The organism is Brevundimonas sp. FG128, from assembly GCF_057809775.1.
On the sequence record NZ_JBMDKP010000001.1, the window covers coordinates 835,023 to 852,962 of the forward strand.

The 17,940-nt window shown below is 67.5% G+C and carries 16 protein-coding genes and 1 tRNA gene; 11 read left to right on the forward strand and 6 right to left on the reverse strand.

The window, feature by feature from the left end:
- The first annotated feature begins 34 nt into the window (after positions 1-34).
- Complete coding sequence (locus ACODSC_RS04205; RefSeq protein ID WP_135195465.1) at positions 35-310, forward strand: hypothetical protein; 276 nt, start codon at positions 35-37, stop codon at positions 308-310.
- A 47-nt stretch (positions 311-357) separates the two neighbouring features.
- On the opposite strand, the gene ACODSC_RS04210 is transcribed toward ACODSC_RS04205, so the two are convergent.
- Positions 358-1,563 (reverse strand): pyridoxal phosphate-dependent aminotransferase, encoded by a 1,206-nt coding sequence (locus ACODSC_RS04210; RefSeq protein ID WP_488812050.1) that lies wholly within the window; start codon positions 1,561-1,563, stop codon positions 358-360.
- 125 nt (positions 1,564-1,688) lie between these two features.
- Here ACODSC_RS04210 and ACODSC_RS04215 point away from each other — a divergent pair, with 125 nt between their 5' ends.
- The 8 genes from ACODSC_RS04215 to ACODSC_RS04250 all read left to right on the forward strand — a co-directional run bounded on the left by ACODSC_RS04215 (position 1,689) and on the right by ACODSC_RS04250 (position 11,327).
- The gene (locus ACODSC_RS04215) at positions 1,689-2,402 is read left to right on the forward strand and encodes a TVP38/TMEM64 family protein (protein ID WP_488812052.1); all 714 of its coding nucleotides are present in this window, start codon (positions 1,689-1,691) and stop codon (positions 2,400-2,402) included.
- A gap of 261 nt (positions 2,403-2,663) precedes the next feature.
- Positions 2,664-3,704 (forward strand): rod shape-determining protein, encoded by a 1,041-nt coding sequence (locus tag ACODSC_RS04220; protein ID WP_017504801.1) that lies wholly within the window; start codon positions 2,664-2,666, stop codon positions 3,702-3,704.
- 150 nt (positions 3,705-3,854) lie between these two features.
- Positions 3,855-5,030 (forward strand): rod shape-determining protein MreC, encoded by a 1,176-nt coding sequence (mreC, locus tag ACODSC_RS04225; RefSeq protein ID WP_488812055.1) that lies wholly within the window; start codon positions 3,855-3,857, stop codon positions 5,028-5,030.
- Entirely contained in the window at positions 5,027-5,545 is a 519-nt protein-coding gene (locus tag ACODSC_RS04230; RefSeq protein WP_488812057.1) for a hypothetical protein, read from the forward strand. Before mreC ends, ACODSC_RS04230 begins: the two co-directional genes overlap by 4 nt.
- Positions 5,542-7,599 carry a penicillin-binding protein 2 gene (gene mrdA, locus ACODSC_RS04235; protein WP_488812059.1) on the forward strand — a complete coding sequence of 686 codons (2,058 nt, stop codon included), beginning with the start codon at positions 5,542-5,544 and terminating at the stop codon, positions 7,597-7,599. The genes ACODSC_RS04230 and mrdA overlap by 4 nt, the downstream gene beginning before the upstream one ends.
- Positions 7,596-8,750, forward strand: coding sequence for a rod shape-determining protein RodA (gene rodA, locus ACODSC_RS04240; protein WP_488812061.1), 1,155 nt, complete (start codon positions 7,596-7,598; stop codon positions 8,748-8,750). Before mrdA ends, rodA begins: the two co-directional genes overlap by 4 nt.
- A gap of 131 nt (positions 8,751-8,881) precedes the next feature.
- Positions 8,882-10,063, forward strand: a complete 1,182-nt coding sequence (locus ACODSC_RS04245; RefSeq protein WP_488812063.1) for an acyl-CoA dehydrogenase family protein — start codon at positions 8,882-8,884, stop codon at positions 10,061-10,063.
- 145 nt (positions 10,064-10,208) lie between these two features.
- A complete protein-coding gene (locus ACODSC_RS04250; protein WP_488812065.1) occupies positions 10,209-11,327 on the forward strand; it encodes an acyl-CoA dehydrogenase family protein in 1,119 nt (372 codons plus the stop codon).
- A 9-nt stretch (positions 11,328-11,336) separates the two neighbouring features.
- On the opposite strand, the gene ACODSC_RS04255 is transcribed toward ACODSC_RS04250, so the two are convergent.
- From ACODSC_RS04255 to ACODSC_RS04265, 3 genes are all read right to left on the reverse strand, one after another.
- Complete coding sequence (locus ACODSC_RS04255; RefSeq protein WP_488812067.1) at positions 11,337-12,965, reverse strand: family 43 glycosylhydrolase; 1,629 nt, start codon at positions 12,963-12,965, stop codon at positions 11,337-11,339.
- A gap of 117 nt (positions 12,966-13,082) precedes the next feature.
- On the reverse strand, positions 13,083-14,402 hold the full coding sequence (locus ACODSC_RS04260; RefSeq protein WP_488812069.1) for an Hsp70 family protein: 1,320 nt from the start codon (positions 14,400-14,402) through the stop codon (positions 13,083-13,085).
- Positions 14,403-14,498: 96 nt separating this feature from the next.
- Positions 14,499-14,574 (reverse strand) — tRNA-Lys (locus ACODSC_RS04265).
- Positions 14,575-14,730: 156 nt separating this feature from the next.
- Between ACODSC_RS04265 and ACODSC_RS04270 the strand changes: the two genes are divergently transcribed.
- Complete coding sequence (locus tag ACODSC_RS04270) at positions 14,731-16,143, forward strand: amino acid permease (protein ID WP_488812071.1); 1,413 nt, start codon at positions 14,731-14,733, stop codon at positions 16,141-16,143.
- Entirely contained in the window at positions 16,143-16,496 is a 354-nt protein-coding gene (locus ACODSC_RS04275; protein WP_488812073.1) for an Hpt domain-containing protein, read from the forward strand. The genes ACODSC_RS04270 and ACODSC_RS04275 overlap by 1 nt, the downstream gene beginning before the upstream one ends.
- Positions 16,497-16,705: 209 nt before the next feature.
- Here the strand turns inward: ACODSC_RS04275 and ACODSC_RS04280 are convergent, their stop codons facing one another.
- A complete protein-coding gene (locus ACODSC_RS04280; RefSeq protein ID WP_488812075.1) occupies positions 16,706-17,038 on the reverse strand; it encodes a chorismate mutase in 333 nt (110 codons plus the stop codon).
- A gap of 41 nt (positions 17,039-17,079) precedes the next feature.
- The gene (locus ACODSC_RS04285) at positions 17,080-17,910 is read right to left on the reverse strand and encodes a ferredoxin--NADP reductase (protein ID WP_488812076.1); all 831 of its coding nucleotides are present in this window, start codon (positions 17,908-17,910) and stop codon (positions 17,080-17,082) included.
- Positions 17,911-17,940: the final 30 nt, after the last annotated feature.

The following is a 17,940-nucleotide window of genomic DNA, read 5'->3' on the forward strand; positions in this document are numbered from 1 at the left end:
TTTCCTTGGGCGTCGTCCATGCAAGGCTAGGCTTATGAAAGCTCTCGCCATCACAGTCACCGCCATCGCCCTGACCGGCGCCCTGTCCGCCTGCACCGACAGCAAGCGTGCGCGCAACGACGCCACCTGGGGCGACAAGCCGGCGGACATCACCTGCTGGACCTATGGGGTGGAGAACTTCAAGGGCCGCTCGACCGGCAAGGTCGAGTATGACGACGGCGGCCGGATCTCGTTCGTGGACGCGGCGAACAATCGCTACACGACCATCGATGGCGATTGCCGGGTCGTCTATACGCAGCCGAGCACCTAAAGGCCGCGTAAACAGCGGGCGGGGACCGAAGCCCCCGCCCTTAAGCGTTAACGCAGCGAGGCGGCGAAGCGCTGGATGCGGGTGCAGGCTTCTTCCAGCACGGCGTCAGAGGTGGCGTAGCTGATGCGGAAATAGGGGCTGAGGCCGAAGGCCTCGCCCTGGACCACGGCGACGCCCTCGGCGTTCAGCAGTTCGGCGGCGAAGGTGGAATCGCCGTCGATGACCACGCCGTTGTCCGTCGTCTTGCCGATCAGGCCGGCGATGGACGGGTAGACGTAGAAGGCGCCCTCCGGCGTGGCGCAGGTGATGCCGGTGGCCTGGTTCAGCATCGACACGACCAGGTCGCGGCGTTGCTCGAAGGCGGCCTTGCGCTCGGGGATGAAGTCCTGGGTTCCGTTCAGGGCCTCGACCGCCGCCCACTGGCTGATGCTGGCGGGGTTTGAGGTCGTCTGGCTGGCGACTTTGCGCATCAGGTCGATCAGCGGCTTGGGGCCGCCCGCATAGCCGATGCGCCAGCCGGTCATGGCATAGGCCTTCGAGACGCCGTTGACCGTCAGTGTACGGTCGATCAGGTCTGGGGCCACCTGGGCGATGGTGGTGTATTCGAAGTCGCCATAGACGAGGTGCTCATACATGTCGTCCGTCAGCACCCAGACGTGCGGATGGCGACGCAGAACCTCGGCCAGGGCTTCCAACTCGGCGCGGGTATAGGCGGCGCCGGTCGGGTTGGAGGGGCTGTTCAGGATCAGCCACTTGGTGCGGGGCGTGATCGCGGCCTCCAGCACGGCGGGCAGAAGCTTGAAGCCGTCCTTCTCCTCACCGATCACGGTGACGGGCTCGCCGCCGGCCAGCAGCACCATGTCGGGATAGGAGACCCAGTAGGGGGCGGGCACGATGACTTCGTCGCCGGGGTTCAGGGTGGCGACCAGGGCGTTGAAGATGACCGGCTTGCCGCCCGGCGCGACGTGGATCTGCGACACGTCGTAGGTCAGGCTGTTCTCTCGGGCGAACTTGGCCACGATGGCCTTCTTCAGCTCGGGCATGCCGTCGGCGTCGGTGTATTTGGTCTCGCCGCGCTGGATCGCGTCGATGGCGGCCTGTTTGATGTTTTCGGGCGTGTCGAAGTCCGGCTCTCCGGCGCCGAGGCCGATCACGTCGCGGCCTTCGGCTTTCAGCTTACGCGCCTGGGCGGTGACGGCGATGGTGGCCGAAGGCTTGACGCGGGCGAGGGCGGAAGATTGCAGGCTGGACATGACTATCCCGTGGGTTTTGGAAGATTCTTGCCTGGGGAGGGCGGGGTTGTTTACGCGCGGTCGCGGCGCGGGACAATGCGCTGACGCTCGCCAATGCACGGACGGGGTGATAAGCGGCGCCTCTGATGCGCTGGATCATCGATTTTCTGTCGAATATGGAGGCGCGCCGCTGGCGCGCCGTGCTGGCGACGGCCCTGTTGCTGGGCGCGATGATCGCCCTGTTCGCCGTGGGCAAGAGCCAGCTGGGGCTGGAGGCCGAGGGGCGGCTGGAGGACTGGCTGGCCGGGTTCCGACAGGGGCCGTGGGGGCTGGTGGCGGCCATCGTGGTGTTCACGGTCTCGGCCTTCTTCGGCGCGCCGCAGTTCATCCTGATCGCCGCCTGCGTGGTGGCGTTCGGGCCGTGGTTCGGGTTTCTGTACAGCTGGATCGCCACCGTGGTGTCGGCGGGCGTCACCTATTGGCTGGGGCGCGGGCCGACGGCGCGACTGCTGGAACGGCACGGGGGGCGGACGGTCGGGCGGTTGACGCGATTCGTCGGCAAGAACGCCTTCTACGCCAGCTTCATGATCCGCAATGTGCCCTCGGCGCCCTTCATCGTCGTCAATATGGCGTTCGGGGCGGCGCGGGCCTCGTTCGTGGGCTTCCTGGGCGGCTGCGCTCTGGGGGTGCTGCCCAAGACGGCGCTGGTGGCCTTCTTCGGCGGGTCGTTCATGACGGCCGTCAGCGGGGACGGGATCTGGACCTCGGCCATACTGGCGGGCGTCGCCCTGGCCTGGCTGGCGCTGATGCTGGTGGTGCGCGAGGTCGTGAGACGGCGCGAGGCGGCGCGCGGCGACTGACCCGCGACGCCCGCCCAGGCGTCCGTCATCGGAGCGTTTCGAGGGTTGCGGCGCATGACGGACGAAGCGGCCCACGCCTGCATCTGACGAGGCGGTGATCAGGGCTTGTAATCGCGTGAACATGAGGGCAAACCGGCCTGAGTAGGCGTGGCGCATACGATCAGGAACTGCCCGGCGTGGGGATGTCAGGGCAGTTGGGGCGTCGCCAGGTCGACTGCGAAACAGAAGACGCCCTGCCAGCTAACAACGGTACCAATTCCCATGAGTTTTTCCCTTTTCGGCGCGATCTCCAATGACATCGCGATGGACCTGGGCACCGCCAACACCCTGATCTACATGAAGGGCAAGGGCATCGTCCTGAACGAGCCGTCGGTCGTGGCGCTGAGGAACGTCGGCGGCCGCAAGGTCGTTCACGCCGTGGGGATCGAGGCCAAGCAGATGCTGGGCCGCACGCCGGGCCACATGGAAGCCATCCGCCCGATGCGCGACGGGGTCATCGCCGACTTCGAAGTCGCCGAAGAGATGATCAAGCACTTCATCCGCAAGGTTCATAACCGCAAGGGCTTCGTGAACCCGAAGATCATCGTCTGCGTGCCCTCGGGCGCCACGGCGGTCGAGCGTCGCGCCATCAACGACAGCTGCCTGAACGCCTCGGCCCGCCGGGTGGGCCTGATCGACGAGCCGATGGCCGCCGCGATCGGCGCCGGCCTGCCGATCCACGAGCCGACCGGTTCGATGGTCGTCGACATCGGCGGCGGCACGACGGAAGTCGCCGTCCTGTCTCTGTCGGGCATCGTCTATTCGCGTTCGGTCCGCGTCGGCGGCGACAAGATGGACGACAGCATCATCAGCTACATGCGTCGCAACCATAACCTTCTGATCGGCGAAACGACCGCCGAGCGCATCAAGAAGGACATCGGCACCGCCCGTATCCCGGCCGACGGCGAAGGCTTGTCGATCGAGGTCAAGGGTCGCGACCTGATGCAAGGCGTGCCGCGCGAGGTCCGCATCTCGGAACGCCAGGCCGCTGAAGCCCTGGCCGAGCCGGTCACGCAGATCATCGAGGCCGTGAAGGTCGCGCTGGAAGCCACGCCGCCGGAACTGGCCGCCGACATCGCCGACAAGGGCATCATGCTGACGGGCGGCGGCGCCCTGCTGCGCGGCCTGGACGTCGAGATCCGCGACCACACCGGACTGCCGGTCTCGGTGGCGGACGATCCGCTGTCGTGCGTCGCCATCGGCTGCGGTCGCGTGCTGGAGCATCCGCGCTGGATGAAGGGCGTGCTCGACTCCGCCCTCTAAGAAGTATGACGCGGCCGGGCGAAAGCCTGGCCGCAATCGTTTCGCCCCTGACGTGATCGACGGTTCCATTCCGGCCCTGATTTTGCGATAGGCAGGCATGACGGCAGGGCGCTCCTGCCGATTCCAACCCCTCTGACTGGAAGGTCGCCCGTGGCGTTTCGCGACGGCCCTTTTGAAAACCTGAAGGTGCCGCTGGCGTGGACCGCCGCGGTGGTCGTCGTCGTGGCCATGATCGGCGCGATCCTGCTGTTGATCAGCGACCGGACGACGCCGGATGGCGGGTCCAGCGTCGGCGCGGTGCGCGGCGGGTTCGAGCAGGCGGCCGGTCCGGTGGGCGGCGTGTTCGCCGCGCCGGTGCGCTGGGGCGGCGCCGTTCGAGACTATGTGGGCGGCTATTTCTTCGCCGTGTCCGAGAACCGCCGGCTGAAGGCCGAGATCGCCGAACTGCGCGGCTGGCGGGATGAAGCGATCGCGCTGAAGAACGTCAACGGCCGCTATGAGGCCCTGCTGGGGCTGCGCACCGAACCGGCGGTGGCCATGGCGACGGGACGGGCGATCTCAGACGCGCGCGGGCCGTTCAATCGCGCCAAACTGCTGGACGTCGGTTCGGCCAAGGGCGTGCGGATCGGCAATCCGGTCATCACCGAACACGGTCTGGTCGGCCGCATCACCGGCGTGACCAGCGGTGTCAGCCGGATGGTCCTGCTGACGGACGTGGCGTCGCGCACCCCCGTCATGATCGAGCGCACCGACGCGCGCGCCATGCTGACCGGCGACGGCGGGGACAATCCGCGCCTTGAGTTCGTGCGCGGGGCGGGGTCGATCCAGGCGGGCGACCGCATCCTGAGTTCCGGCGACGGCGGCGGGCTGCCGCGCGGCCTGCCGGTCGGGGTGGCGGCCAAGGGGATCGACGGGATATGGCGCGTCAAACTGTTCAGCGACCACGGCGCGGTGGACTATGTCCGCGTGCTGCTGTTCCAGAACTTCGGCCAGCTGGTCAGCCCAGACGCCTTGAACGCACCGCCGCTGGCGGGTCTGGCCACCGCGCCTGAGCCCAGCGCCGCTGAGGCCGCCGCCATCGGCGACGCCGCCGCCCGTCGCCTTTCGACCCAGCAGGCTCAGGCTCAGGCCGAGCGGGCGAGGGCGGCCGCCGCGCCGGTCACGCCCGCCGCCACGCCGCCTGCGACCCGGCCTGCGACACCCGCGGCGCGCCCTGCCGCACGCACCAGCACGCCTGTCCCGACCCCGACCCGGACGCCGCCCGCGACGCCCGCCGAAACCTCCCCGGCCGCAGCCCCGGCCCAAACGCCGGAGGGCGCGACTTGAGACGGCCGGTCGCGGTCCGCGTCGTCGGACCTCTGCAATGGATCGTCTATCCGGCCCTGGCGGCGATCGCCGCTACGGTCGTTCTGGGCACGCCGCTTCAGCTGTTCGGCCTGCATCTGCCCGAGCCGGTCTTTCCGATGGTGCTGGCCTTCGCCTGGCCGCTGATCCGGCCGTCGATGACGGCGCCGGCGGTGCTGTTCCTGGTGGGACTGTTCCTGGACCTGTTCTGGAATGCGCCGCTGGGCCTGTGGCCGCTGTGTCTGATGGCAGTCTATGGGGCGGTCCTGCTGTCGCGCAATCTGCTGGCGGGGCATGAGGGGGTGATCCGGTTCGGCGCCTATGCCGCCTGCACCCTGGGAGGCTTCCTGCTGGCCTATGTGATCGTCACGCTGCGCGCCGGCAATGCGCCGTCGATCCTGTCGCTGGTCGGCCAGATCCTGCCCACCCTGATCCTGTTCCCCATCGCCAACTGGATGATGGAACGGTTCGACGACGGGGATATTCGGTTCCGATGAGCGGCGAACCCTCCATCTTCTTTGCGGACGTCAACGAGCGGCAGGGGTCGTTCCTGCGGCGGACTTTCGTACTGGGCGGCGCGACGGCGCTGGGGGTCGCGGCGCTGATCGGCCGGCTGGGCCAGTTGCAGGTCGTGCAGGCCCAGGAATATGCGACCCTGTCGTCGCAGAACCAGTTCAACTTCCGCATGGTCCCGCCGCCGCGCGGCCTGATCAAGGACCGCAACGGCGTGGTCATCGCCGGCAACCGCCCCAGCTTCCGGGTGCTGGTCGTGCGCGACGAGACCAAGGATCTGGACAAGACGCTGGACCTGCTGGGCCGGCTGCTGCCCGACACGCTGGAGCGCCGCCGCGCCATCATCCGCGACGTCAATGCGTCGTCCAAGTTCAATCCCGTGCCGGTCAAGAGCGACCTGACCTGGGAAGAGTTCGCCAAGGTCAATCAGTACGCCAACGAACTGCCCGGCGTGATGGTCGACATGAACGAGGCCCGCTATTACCCGTTCGGCGGCGCCTTCGCCCACGTCATCGGCTATGTGGCCAAGGTGTCGGACCGCGACGTCAAGGCGATCCGTGATGCAGGCGAGGAGCCTTCGGCTCTCCTGTTCAATCCCAGTTTCCGCATTGGCCGCCAGGGTGTTGAAAAGGCGCTGGATGTCTCGCTGCGCGGCGAACCCGGCGGCAATCGTGTCGAGGTCGATGCGCGGGGCCGCGTGGTGGCCGAGGACATCGGCGGCTCCCGGCCTGCTGTCCCGGGGCAGGAAGTCGTGCTGACGCTGGACGCAGACGTTCAGAACCGGGCCCTGGAGGTCTTTGGCGAGGAATCTGGCGGCTGCGTCGTGATGGACGTCCGCAACGGGGACATCCTTTGCATGGTGTCGTCGCCGTCGTTCGATCCCAACATGTTCGTGGGCGGGATTCCGTCGAACGTTTATCGCGCCTTGGCCGACTACGAGCGCAAGCCGCTGTTGGACAAGGCCATCGGCGGGGTCTTCCACCCCGGATCGACCTTCAAGCTGACGACGTCGCTGGCCCTGCTGGAGGCCGGGGTCAATCCGGACGAGCGGGTGCACTGCTCCGGCGGCTATCGCTATGGCGGTCGGACGTTCCGGTGCTGGAAGCCGGGCGGACACGGGCCGGTGAACATGCACGACGCCATCAAGACCTCGTGCGACGTCTATTTCTACCACATGTGCAACCGCGCCGGCGTCGACAAGATCCAGGAAGTCGCCAAGAAGATCGGCTATATGCAGACCTACGATATCGGGGTCGGCAATCAGAAGACCGGCAGCATTCCGAGCCGCGCCTGGAAGGCCAATTACAATCGCAACAATCCCAATCCGGATTCGCGCGTCTGGTATCCGGGCGAGACCCTGTCGGTGGCGATCGGCCAGGGCGATGTCAATGTGACCGCCTTGCAGCTGGCGGTGACGACCGCGCGGTTCGCCAATGCGCGCAAGTCCATCATGCCGCGGCTGATCAAGTCGGTCGGCGGCGTGGAGCAGCCCAGCGGCGCCGAAGTCCCCGATCTGCCATTCGATCCCGCCCACATCGAATATGTCCGCCAAGGCATGGTGGCGGTGGCCAATGACGTCGGCGGCGGGGCGTATCGCCAGAGCCAGCTGGGCCTGGGCGACATCAAGATGGCCGGCAAGACCGGCACGGCCCAGGTCCGCAACTATGGCACGGGTTCGCGCAAGTCGAACGTCTGGGCTCTGAAGGACCACAATCTGTTCGTGGCTTTCGCGCCGGTGGACGAGCCCCGCTACGCCATCGCGGTCATCATCGAACATGGCGGCCTGGGCGGCGCCACGGCTGCGGCCCCGCGCGCGCGCGAGATCATGCGGACGGCCCTGCTGAAGGATCCCGACATGGTGGCGCGCATGACCCGGCCGCCTCCGCCTGAGCCGACGGCCTCCGCAGAGGCGGCGGCGCTGGAAGGCGTGGCCCCGCCGGAACCCGAGGAGACGGCGGCTCCGCCCTCGCGACCCTCGCGCCCAGCGCCGACCGCCACCAGCGGTCCGCGCCCCTATCTGTCCGAGCCGCGCGGATGACCGCTTCGGCCCTGTCACGCCCCGGCGAGCGCGAACGCGTCTCGACCAAGCTCGGCCAGATCGACTGGCGGCTGACGGCGCTGCTGTGCGTCGTGGCGGGGACCGGGGCGCTGATGCTGTATTCGGTGGCCGGCGGATCGTGGTCGCCGTGGGCGGCGAAACACCTGATCCGGTTCGGCATGTGTCTGGCGCTGATGCTGATGCTGTCGATGATCAACATCCGCTACTGGTTCGCCCTGGCCTATCCGATCTATGGGGTGGCGCTGCTGCTGCTGGCGCTGGTGGAGACGCCGCTGGGGTATCACGCCCTGGGGGCGACGCGCTGGCTGGACCTGGGCTTTACCCGCATCCAGCCGTCCGAGATCATGAAGATCGGCGTCGTGCTGGCCCTGGCGCGCTGGTATCACGGGGCCTCGGCCAAGGAGGCGAGTTTCCACTGGAAGCTGATCTTCCCGGTCGGGATCATCGGCCTGCCTTTCATCCTGGTGGCGCACCAGCCGGACCTGGGGTCGGCCATGCTGATCGGCATGACGGGTGCGGCGATCATGTTCGCGGCCGGCCTGAGCTGGCGGGCCATCGTGCCGCTGATCGTGGCGGCGGCGGTGCTGGTGCCGCCCTATGTCATGTTCGGCATGCACGACTATCAGCGCCACCGCGTGCTGACCTTCCTGAACCCCGAGGCCGACATGTCGGACAAGGGCTATCAGATCGTGCAGTCCAAGATCGCCATGGGCTCGGGCGGCCTGCTGGGGCGCGGCTTCGGCCTGGGCAGCCAGAGCCAGCTGGAGTTCCTGCCCGAGCGCCAGACCGACTTCATCTTCGCCGCCTTCGCCGAGGAGTTCGGGTTCGTCGGCACCTTCACCCTGTTGGCATGTTACGCCGCCATCATCCTGATTTCCCTGCGGATCGCCTCGCTGTCGCACAGCCATTTCGGACGGCTGGCGGCGTCGGGGGTGACGGCGACCTTTGCGCTGTATGTGCTGATCAACGGGGCGATGGTGATGGGGCTGGCGCCCGTGGTGGGCGTGCCGATGCCGCTGTTGTCCTATGGCGGCACCGTGATGCTGACGGTGATGATCGGGTTCGGCCTGGTGATGGCGACGCGGGTTCACCGCTACGCCGAACTGCCCAAGGGGCACGGCCTGATCTGACGTTACGTCAGCTAAGTGATCGGCATTCAGGTTTCGCTTTCTAAGGCGGGGATTTCGCGGATAAGCTCTCTCCCAACGATGTCTCGCATCGGTTTCGGCCGGTCAGCGACGCACGCCATGGGAGACGAGGAATGACCGATCTGGAGCGATTCCGCGCCGAGACGCGTGCTTGGCTGGAGGCGAACTGCCCGGCCGAATGTCGCGGGCCGATGGCCGACGATGAGATGATCTGGGGCGGGCGCGACGCCACGTTCAAGACGCCGGCGCACAGGCTGTGGCTGGAGCGGATGGGCGCACGCGGCTGGACCGCGCCGGAATGGCCAGCGGAATACGCCGGCGGGGGGCTGAGCCGCGAGGAGGCCAAGGTGCTGGCCTCGGAACTGCGGCGCATCAAGGCGCAGCCGGCCCTGGCCAGTTTCGGCGTCTGGATGCTGGGCCCGGCGCTGCTGGCGTTCGGGACCGAAGAACAGAAGAAGCGCTTCCTGCCCGAGATCGTGCGCGGCGAGATCCGATGGTGCCAGGGCTATTCCGAGCCGGGCGCGGGTTCTGATCTGGCCGCCATCCAGACGCGGGCCGAAGATCGGGGCGACCACTGGATCGTCAACGGCCAGAAGATCTGGACCTCCTATGCCGACAAGGCCGACTGGATCTTCTGCCTGGTGCGGACGGACCCGGAGGCGCCCAAGCACCTGGGCATCAGTTTCGTGCTGTTCGACATGAAGACGCCGGGCGTGACGACGCGGCCCATCACCCTGATCAGCGGCAAGTCGCCCTTCTGCGAGACCTTCTTCGACGATGTGCGGGTGGAGAAGGAGAACCTGGTCGGGACGCTGAACCGGGGCTGGGACGTGGCCAAATATCTGCTGGCGCACGAGCGGACGATGATCGGCGCCATGGGCGAGGTCGGGGGCGGGCGGCCGGTCGGGCAGGTGGCGCTGGACGCCATAGGCGCGGACGAGACCGGGCGGCTGGACGAGCCGATGCTGCGCGCCCGGATCGCGGATCTGGAGATCGACGCCGCCGCCTTCCGCCTGGCGATGGAGCGGGTGGGCGATCAGGTGAAGGCCAAACAGGCGCATCCGGCCATCGCCTCGATGCTGAAATACTATGGGTCCGAGCTCAACAAGCGGCGGCATGAGCTGCTGATGGCGGCGGGCGGGTCCGATGCGCTGGAGTGGGAGGGCGAGCGGTCGCATGACGGCAAGACGGCGCGCGACTGGCTGCGGACCAAGGCCAACTCCATCGAGGGCGGCACCAGCGAGGTTCAGTTGAACATCATCGCCAAACACCTGCTGCAACTGCCGGGCGCCTAGAGCCCCTCCGTCACGGCGCAAGATGCGCCGCGCCACCTCCCCATCGCTTCGCGACAGGGAGGAGACCGTCTCCTCCCCACGTCAGTGGGGAGGGGGACCACGAAGTGGTGGAGGGGATCTTCCGCCATACAGCCCCGGGACGAAAATGCCGCTGATCCTGACCGAAGAACAGACGATGTTGCAGGACGCCGCCGACGGCTTCCTGAACGAACGGGCGCCGATCGCGCATCTGAGGAAACTGCGGGACGGACGCGACGCCGACGGGGTGTCGCGCGACCTGTGGCGGGCGTTCGGCGAGATGGGTTTCGCCGGCGTCATCATTCCCGAGGCGCTGGGCGGCATGGGGCTGGGCGCTGTGGAGGCGGGGGTGATCGCCGAGAGCCTGGGGCGCACCCTGACGCCTTCGCCGTATCTGGGGTCGTCCATTCTGTCGGCCAAGGTGCTGATCGAGGGCGGGTCGCAGGCGCAGCAGGCTTGGCTGCCCCGGATCGCGGCCGGCGAGGCCATCCTGGCCCTGGCGGTGGACGAAGGCGCCAAGCACGCGCCGTCGCGGATCGCCACGCGGGCCGAGCGGGCGGGCAACGGGTTCAAGCTGAACGGGGCCAAGGCCTTCGTGCTGGACGGCCATGTGGCCGACGCCCTGATCGTGGCAGCGACGGCGGATGAAGGGACGACGCTGTTCCTGGTCGATCCGGCGACGGCGGGCGTCGCGGTCGAGCGCACGATGATGGTCGATGCGCACAACGCCGCGCGGATTACGCTGAGCGACGTGGCGGTCGATGCGGACGCGGTGATCGGCGCGGTCGGGGGCGGGGAGGCGTTGCTGGACGGCGCGCTGAGCCTGGGGCGCGCCTGTGCGGCCTCCAGCCTGACGGGCGCCGGCGATCAGGCGTTCAAGACGACGCTGGACTATCTGCGGACCCGCAAGCAGTTTGGAAAGCTGATCGGCGAGTTCCAGGCGTTGCAGCACCGGGCCGCGCACCTGTTCTCGGAGCTGGAGCTGGCAAGGGCGGCGACGATCGGCGCGCAACTGGCCATCGACGAGGGGCGTGAGGATGCATCGCTGGCGGCCTCCATCGCCAAGGCCAAGGCGGGCCGCGTCGCCGAACTGGCGGTGCAGGAGGCGGTCCAGATGCACGGCGGCGTGGGCATGACCGACGAGTTCGACGTCGGTCTGTTCCTGAAGCGGGTGCGGGTGCTGAACGAACTGCTGGGCGACGCCGGTTTCCACGCCGAACGGGTGGCGCGGGCGCAGGGGTTCTGAGAGGCGGCCTTAGAGCGCCTGGAACTTGAAGTTTTTGAACCGGACCTCGCCTTCGCCGGCGGCGTAGATGCCGGGGCGCAGCATCATGAAGCCGCCCCGGACGTTCTGGTTATAGCCCGAGACCTCCATGCCCCGGTCGAACCGGTTCCAAGTCACGCCGTCGCCGGAGGTGTCGAAATAGACGTTCTGGTAGGCGTTGGTCAGGCGGATGAACATCCGCCGCCCGTGCGGATTTGTCGGTCGTCCGCGCTCGATTCCGTACTGGTGGGTGACGTAGCGGGTCGCGTCGAAACCGAGGCCGGCATACAGGGCGCGGTCGTAGAACAGGATCAGGCCGGCGACCGCGCCGGGATCGATCTCGACCTCGCACTCGATCTCATAGGCCTGTTCGCCCTGGACGAAGGTCAGGGGCGAGCAGTTGACCGGCGCCTTGCCCTTGGCGCGCATGTGCAGGACGCCGTTCTCGCGGCGCAGGCGATCCTTCTCGTTCGGCTGCGGATCGTAGAAGCTCCACTGGATGCCGAACTTGTCGGTCGAGAAGTCGTCCGACAGGGCCATGCCGTGCGGCACGGCGTCGCCGCCCCGGGGCTTGGCGATGGGCTGGGACAGGTCGCCGCCCTTGGCGCGGAACCAGCCGTCGTCGGTCCATTCGATGGGATCCAGCAGGGTCTGGCGGCCCAGGCTCCAATAGGCGTTTTCATAGCCGTGATAGACCATCCACCAGTCGCCGTCGGTCGGTCCCTCGACCAGGGTGGCGTGGCCGCGCGACCACCATTTCTCGGCGCCCGAGGCGGTGCGGACGATGGGGTTGTGCGGGCAGTCTTCCCACGGGCCGTTGATCGACTTGGACCGCGCGGCGATGACCATGTGGCCGGTGGGCGGGCCGGCCGTGCCGCCGATGGCGGTGATCATGTAGAAATAGTCGCCGTGCTTCAGCAGCTTAGGGCCTTCCTGGGCGCGGCCTTCGACGATCCAGTCCTCTGGATAGCGCCAGGCGTCATAAACCCGCTCTTCCAGCGGGCCGTCGGTGGCCAGACCATCGTCGGTCAGCTTGACCCGGTCGCCGCCGTTCAGGAACAGATAGCGTTTGCCGTCCTCGCCGACGATATGGCCGGGATCGATGTTGGCCGGGATCTTCAGGTCGATGGGTTCGCTCCACGGCCCTTCGATCCGGTCCGCCCAGATGACGTAGTTGGAGCGGTATTCGGGGAAGCGGGCGGGGATGTAGCAGTAGAACCTGCCCTCGTGCTTGATCAGCTCGGGCGCCCAGACCGAGCCGATATTGGTGGTCAGGGCCGCGATCACCGGCTGCCAGTTCACCAGGTCGCGCGAGTGCCAGATATGGATGCCCGGCACCGACTCGAACGAGGAGAAGGTCATGTAGTAGTCGTCGCCGTCCTTCAGGATCGACGGATCGGGATGGTCGCCCGACATGATCGGGTTGAGGAAGGTCCCGTTCCCCAGATCGGCCATCCGCTGGCCCTCGATCCCGCGACGCCATTTCATGGACGCCCATTCGCGACCCAGGGGCGCGGCCTCCTCGTTGGTCTGGGCGAAGGCGGCGCGGACGGGCAGGGCGGCGGCGGCGACGCCTCCCAGAAGGCCGGTCAGGGCGGTGCGGCGGTCGATGGATCTCATGAGCGTTCCTCCATGGCCGCCATCCGGTCTTGCATCCGGTTCAGGCGTGCTCGGTCCCGAACCAACCTTCGATCATTGATGTCACCGGTGTCAATTCCAACGGTATGGGCGGGCCGCTCAACCCGCCTTCTCGCTCCACAAATCCAGATCCAGCTCGCGGCCGATCAGGGCCAGGCCGGCGGCGATGGATTCGAACTCGCCGCCGGTCTCGATCCGCTCGGCGCCGAAACGGCTCTGGAAGATGGCGCGCACGGCCGGCACGAAGGAGGTGCCGCCGGTCAGGAAGACCCGGTCGATGGCGTCGGGGCCCAGGCCGCTGCGGGCCATGGCCTCATCCACCGCGCCTTCGATGGCGGCCAGTTCCGGGGCGATCCAGCGTTCGAAATCGGCGCGGGCGACCGGCTTTTCGATATGGACGCCGCTGGCCTGGAACAGAAAGGTGGCGGTCTCCTCGGCCGACAGGGCCATCTTCAGCGTGGACACGGCGCGGTACAGGTCATGGCCGTGGTTGTCGTCCAGCACCTCGATCAGGCGTTCGATCTTCTCCGGCTCCAGCGCCGTGCGGGCCAAGGATCGGATGTCGCGCATATCCCGCGACGCGCGCAGCAGGGCCAACTGATCCCAGCGCGCGAAGGCGGAATAATACCGCTGCGGGATCGGCAGCTGCTTGCCGACCGAGCTGTAGAGGCCGCCCTTGCCCAGTTCGGGCGAGACCAATTGGTCGATGATCCGATAGTCGAAGGCGTCGCCCGCCACGCCCACGCCTGAGCGCGCCAGAGGCGTCGAACGCAGGCCGTCATCCGTCCGCTCGAACCGGATGATGGAGAAGTCGCTGGTGCCGCCGCCGAAGTCGGCGACCAGAACCGTGGCGTCCTGCTTCAGCGTGCGCGCGAAATAGAAGGCGGCGCCCACCGGCTCGTGCGCATAGCGGATGTCGGTGAAGCCCAGCCGCTCGAACGCCGTCTGATAGCGTGACAGGGCCAGGGTCTCGTCGGGATTGCCGCCTGCGAAGGTGACGGGGCGGCCGACGATAACGGCGGGCGGGGTGTTCGCCAGTTCGTCGCCCGCATGGTGGCGCAGGCGCAGCAGGAAGGCGGCCAGCAGGTCCTCGAAGGCGTAGCGACGATTGTCGATACGGGTCTCGGTGAAGGCGGCGCTGGCGGCGAAGGTCTTGAACGACTGGATGAAGCGGGTCTCCAGCGGATCCTCGACATAGGCGGCGATGGCCCAGGGACCGGCCTCGACGACGCGCTCGGGCGGCTGACCGTCCACGCCCTGATGGATCTGGAAGCTGAGCGCCGAGCGGAAGGTGGTCGTCTGGCCCTCGACCGCGTCGAAGGTCACCAGCCGGGCGATGCCGTGCTCATCGGTCAGGGCGACGACCGTATTGGTCGTGCCGAAGTCGATGCCGATGGTCATCGGTGTCGTCGCCGTCATGGCAGGGCTCCAGGCAGGGGAGCCGGGTTCCTAGCGGCAGGACGGCCAATAGCAAGAGCTAAGGCGCAGGAACCGGATTGTTGGAAGGAAAGACGATGGTGGGTGATGTAGGGTTCGAACCTACGACCCGCTGATTAAGAGTCAGCTGCTCTACCAACTGAGCTAATCACCCGACCGATCGTCTGCGTCTTCGGGGGCCAGAGGCCTTGCCGAAGGGCGCTCCTACTACCCAGCGGGGGCAGGGTTGGCAAGCGCTTTCGCAAACTTTCTGCGACGGGGTATGGTCCGCGTGGAATCAGCCGCGGCAAGCGGCGGGGGAGCGCGTTTCATGGCCTTCTGGAACCGGCGTCGGTCGATCGATGTCATGATGGCGCCGCACGACGGACCGCGGCTGAAGCCGACGCTGAGCTGGCCGCATCTGCTGGCCTTGGGCGTGGGCGCCATCGTCGGCACCGGCATACTGACGCTGATCGGCGTGGGGGCGGGGCTGGCGGGGCCGGCGGTGCTGATCAGCTTTGGTTTGGCGGGTCTGGTCTGCGCCTGCGCGGCCCTGGCCTATGCCGAACTGTCGACCATGATGCCGGCGGCGGGCAGCGCCTATACCTATTCCTATGCCGTGCTGGGCGAGATGATCGCCTGGGTCGTGGGGTGGAGTCTGATCCTGGAATATTCGCTGGTGGTCAGCGCCGTGGCCGTGGGCTGGTCGGGCTACGCCGTCGGTTTCCTGAGCGGGCTGGGGATCGACCTGCCGCTGGCGCTGGTGGCCGGGCCGCATGCGGGCGGGATCATCAACCTTCCGGCGGTGGCCATCATCGGGGTGGTGACGGGTCTGCTGCTGTTGGGCACCAAGGAAAGCGCGACGCTGAACGCGGTGCTGGTGCTGATCAAGATCGCGGCGCTGGTGGTGTTCGTGGCCATCGCCCTGCCGGCGTTCAAGCCCGAGCATTTCACGCCCTTCATGCCCAACGGCTTCGGCGCGCCCTTCGTACAGACCGGGGTGATGGCGGCGGCGGCGATCATCTTTTTCGCCTTCTATGGGTTCGACGCTATCTCGACGGCGGCGGAAGAGACCAAGAAGCCCGAGCGCGACCTGGCCATCGGCATCGTCGGCTCCATGCTGATCTGCACGGCGCTGTATCTGGTCGTGGCGGCTGCAGCCATCGGCGCGCGGCCGGTGGCGACCTTCGCCGACAGCCCTGAACCGCTGGCGCTGATTCTGCGTGAGATGGGGCAGGGGACGGCGGCCCAATGGATTGCGGCGGCGGCGGTGATCGCCCTGCCGACCGTGCTGCTGGCCTTCCTGTTCGGCCAGAGCCGCATCTTCCTGGGCATGGCGCGCGACGGCCTGTTGCCGCGTCGCCTGGCCAAGGTGTCGAGCCGGGGCGTACCGGCGGTGGTGACGGTGTTCACCGCCGTGGTGGTGGCGATCCTGGCGGGCCTGTTGCCGCTGGACGAGTTGGCGTCGCTGGCGAACGCCGGGACGCTGGGGGCCTTCTGTTCGGTCGGGGTGTGCCTGATCGTGCTGCGCATCCGCGAGCCGGGCCGCAAGCGGGTGTTCAAGGCGCCGTTGTGGCCGCTGGTGGGCGCGGTCAGCGTGATCGGCTGTATCATCTTCTTCCTGAGCCTGAAGCCGGTGACGCAGATCGGCTTTGTGGTCTGGAATGTGATCGGGATCGCCATCTATCTGCTGTGGTCGTCCAAGAACTCGCGCCTGGCCAAGGGCGAGGAGACGGCGGCCTGATGGCGTTGCGCGATCTGACGGGGGCGGTCGATTTCGCCGTGCTGAACGGCATGACGGGCGGCGACGACGCCATCAACGAGGAGGTGCTGGGCCTGTTCGTCAACCAGGCGGGGCTCTGGTCCGTCATGCTTGATCCCAAGGCCGAGGGCTGGCGCGACGGCGTCCATACGATCCGGGGTGCGGCGGCGGGCATCGGCGCGCGAGACCTGGCGGCGATCTGCGCCGAGGCGGAAGCGGCGGATCAGACGCTGGCGGCGCCGGCGCTGGAGCGGGTCCGCGACGCGCTCCAGGCGGCGCTGGCGGATGTCGCGGCCTATCGTCACGAACTGATGCTGCGTGGCCTGAAGGGCTAGGGGCTGGGCGGTTCGAAGTTGCACTGCACTCGAAAAAACAGTGCAAGGTGCAAGAAAGTGCAACTTCGGCGGCGAGCAGTGATGTCAAAGACCGGCGCGCATTATAGGGCGCCCGGAACCCGTGTTAGATCGATTGACGCTGGCGTGACCTAGTCGGTTGAATTCAGGCCGAACTTTTCACGCAGATAGGATGGCTGGCGGACCAGCGCCTAGCTGCGAGTCCGGTCGTACGCAGCGAATTCGTGGGCGATGCAGCGGTCGATGAGCAGGCGCCAGACAGGTTCGGCGATGTCGGGCGACAGATGGTGCGCTTCGGCCGAGACCAGGACCTTGGCGACCACGTCGTCGATGCGGGCCTGGTCGAAGACGGCGTCGCGGTCGGGCTTGATGCGGGCGGCGGCGTCCATGTAGCGCTGGCGCTCGGCCAGCAGGGCGACCAGGGCGCGGTCCAGGGCGTCGACGCCCTGGCGGACGTCGGCCATGGACTGGCATTCGGCGGGATCGACGCGGGGATCGACGGCGACAAGAGCAGGGTGGTGCATGGCCGTGGGGTTAGCCGCTCAGGCCGCGCAAGCCAAGACCGTCAACCGACGAAGGCGCGTTCCAACACATAGTCGGCGGGTTCGGCGTTCGAGCCTTCCTTCAGCCCATAAGTCTTCAGCAGTTCGCCGGCTTCCTTGATCATGGCCATGGAGCCGCACAGCATGACGCGGTCGCGGGCGGGGTCGAAGCCTTCGAGCAGGCCCAGGTCGCGGAAGAAGTCGCCGGACTTGATGCGGTCGGTGATGCGGCCCTTCTTCAAGGGGCTGGGCGTTTCGAAATCTTCGCGCGTGACGGTCGGATAATAGGTCAGTTGCGCCTTCGCCTCGTCGCCGATCAGCGGGTCGTCGTGGATCTCGCGGGTGAAGAAGTCGCGATAGGCCAGGTCGGCGACGCTGCGGACCGTGTGGATCACATAGACATGGCCGAAGCGGGCATAGGTGTCGGGATCGCGCGCCACGCTCAGCCAGGGCGCCAGGCCGGTGCCCGTGCCGATAAGGAACAGGCGCTCGCCGCCGGTCAGGGCGTCCAGAACCAGGGTGCCGGTCGGCTTCTTGCCCATCAGGACGGTGTCGCCGGCGACGATCTTTTGCAGGCGCGAGGTCAGGGGGCCGTCGGCGACCTTGATGGAGAAGAACTCCAGCTCCTCGGCCCAGCAGGGGCTGGCGATGGAATAGGCGCGCAGAACGGGCTTGCCGCCGTCCTCGCCGGGCAGGCCGATCATCACGAACTCGCCCGAGCGGAAGCGGAAATCCTCGGGCCGTTTAACGCCGAAGCTGAACAGGCTGTCGGTCCAGTGGCGGACCCACAGGACCTCCAGTTCGTTGAACGGGCTGGCTTTGACGGGAGCGGGGGAGAGGGCGGCGTCGGTCATCGTGCGCTATCTAATATGAGAACCCTTCGC

Excerpts from the sequence above, each read along its gene's own strand:
- ACODSC_RS04220 (WP_017504801.1), top strand. The coding sequence starts at position 2,664 with ATGAGTTTTTCCCTTTTCGGCGCGATCTCCAATGACATCGCGATGGAC.
- rodA (WP_488812061.1), top strand. The coding sequence starts at position 7,596 with ATGACCGCTTCGGCCCTGTCACGCCCCGGCGAGCGCGAACGCGTCTCG.
- ACODSC_RS04280 (WP_488812075.1), bottom strand. The coding sequence starts at position 17,038 with ATGCACCACCCTGCTCTTGTCGCCGTCGATCCCCGCGTCGATCCCGCC.
- ACODSC_RS04245 (WP_488812063.1), top strand. The coding sequence starts at position 8,882 with ATGACCGATCTGGAGCGATTCCGCGCCGAGACGCGTGCTTGGCTGGAG.
- ACODSC_RS04260 (WP_488812069.1), bottom strand. The coding sequence starts at position 14,402 with ATGACGGCGACGACACCGATGACCATCGGCATCGACTTCGGCACGACC.
- ACODSC_RS04250 (WP_488812065.1), top strand. The coding sequence starts at position 10,209 with ATGCCGCTGATCCTGACCGAAGAACAGACGATGTTGCAGGACGCCGCC.
- ACODSC_RS04215 (WP_488812052.1), top strand. The coding sequence starts at position 1,689 with ATGCGCTGGATCATCGATTTTCTGTCGAATATGGAGGCGCGCCGCTGG.
- mrdA (WP_488812059.1), top strand. The coding sequence starts at position 5,542 with ATGAGCGGCGAACCCTCCATCTTCTTTGCGGACGTCAACGAGCGGCAG.
- ACODSC_RS04285 (WP_488812076.1), bottom strand. The coding sequence starts at position 17,910 with ATGACCGACGCCGCCCTCTCCCCCGCTCCCGTCAAAGCCAGCCCGTTC.
- ACODSC_RS04275 (WP_488812073.1), top strand. The coding sequence starts at position 16,143 with ATGGCGTTGCGCGATCTGACGGGGGCGGTCGATTTCGCCGTGCTGAAC.
- ACODSC_RS04210 (WP_488812050.1), bottom strand. The coding sequence starts at position 1,563 with ATGTCCAGCCTGCAATCTTCCGCCCTCGCCCGCGTCAAGCCTTCGGCC.
- ACODSC_RS04205 (WP_135195465.1), top strand. The coding sequence starts at position 35 with ATGAAAGCTCTCGCCATCACAGTCACCGCCATCGCCCTGACCGGCGCC.
- ACODSC_RS04255 (WP_488812067.1), bottom strand. The coding sequence starts at position 12,965 with ATGAGATCCATCGACCGCCGCACCGCCCTGACCGGCCTTCTGGGAGGC.
- ACODSC_RS04270 (WP_488812071.1), top strand. The coding sequence starts at position 14,731 with ATGGCCTTCTGGAACCGGCGTCGGTCGATCGATGTCATGATGGCGCCG.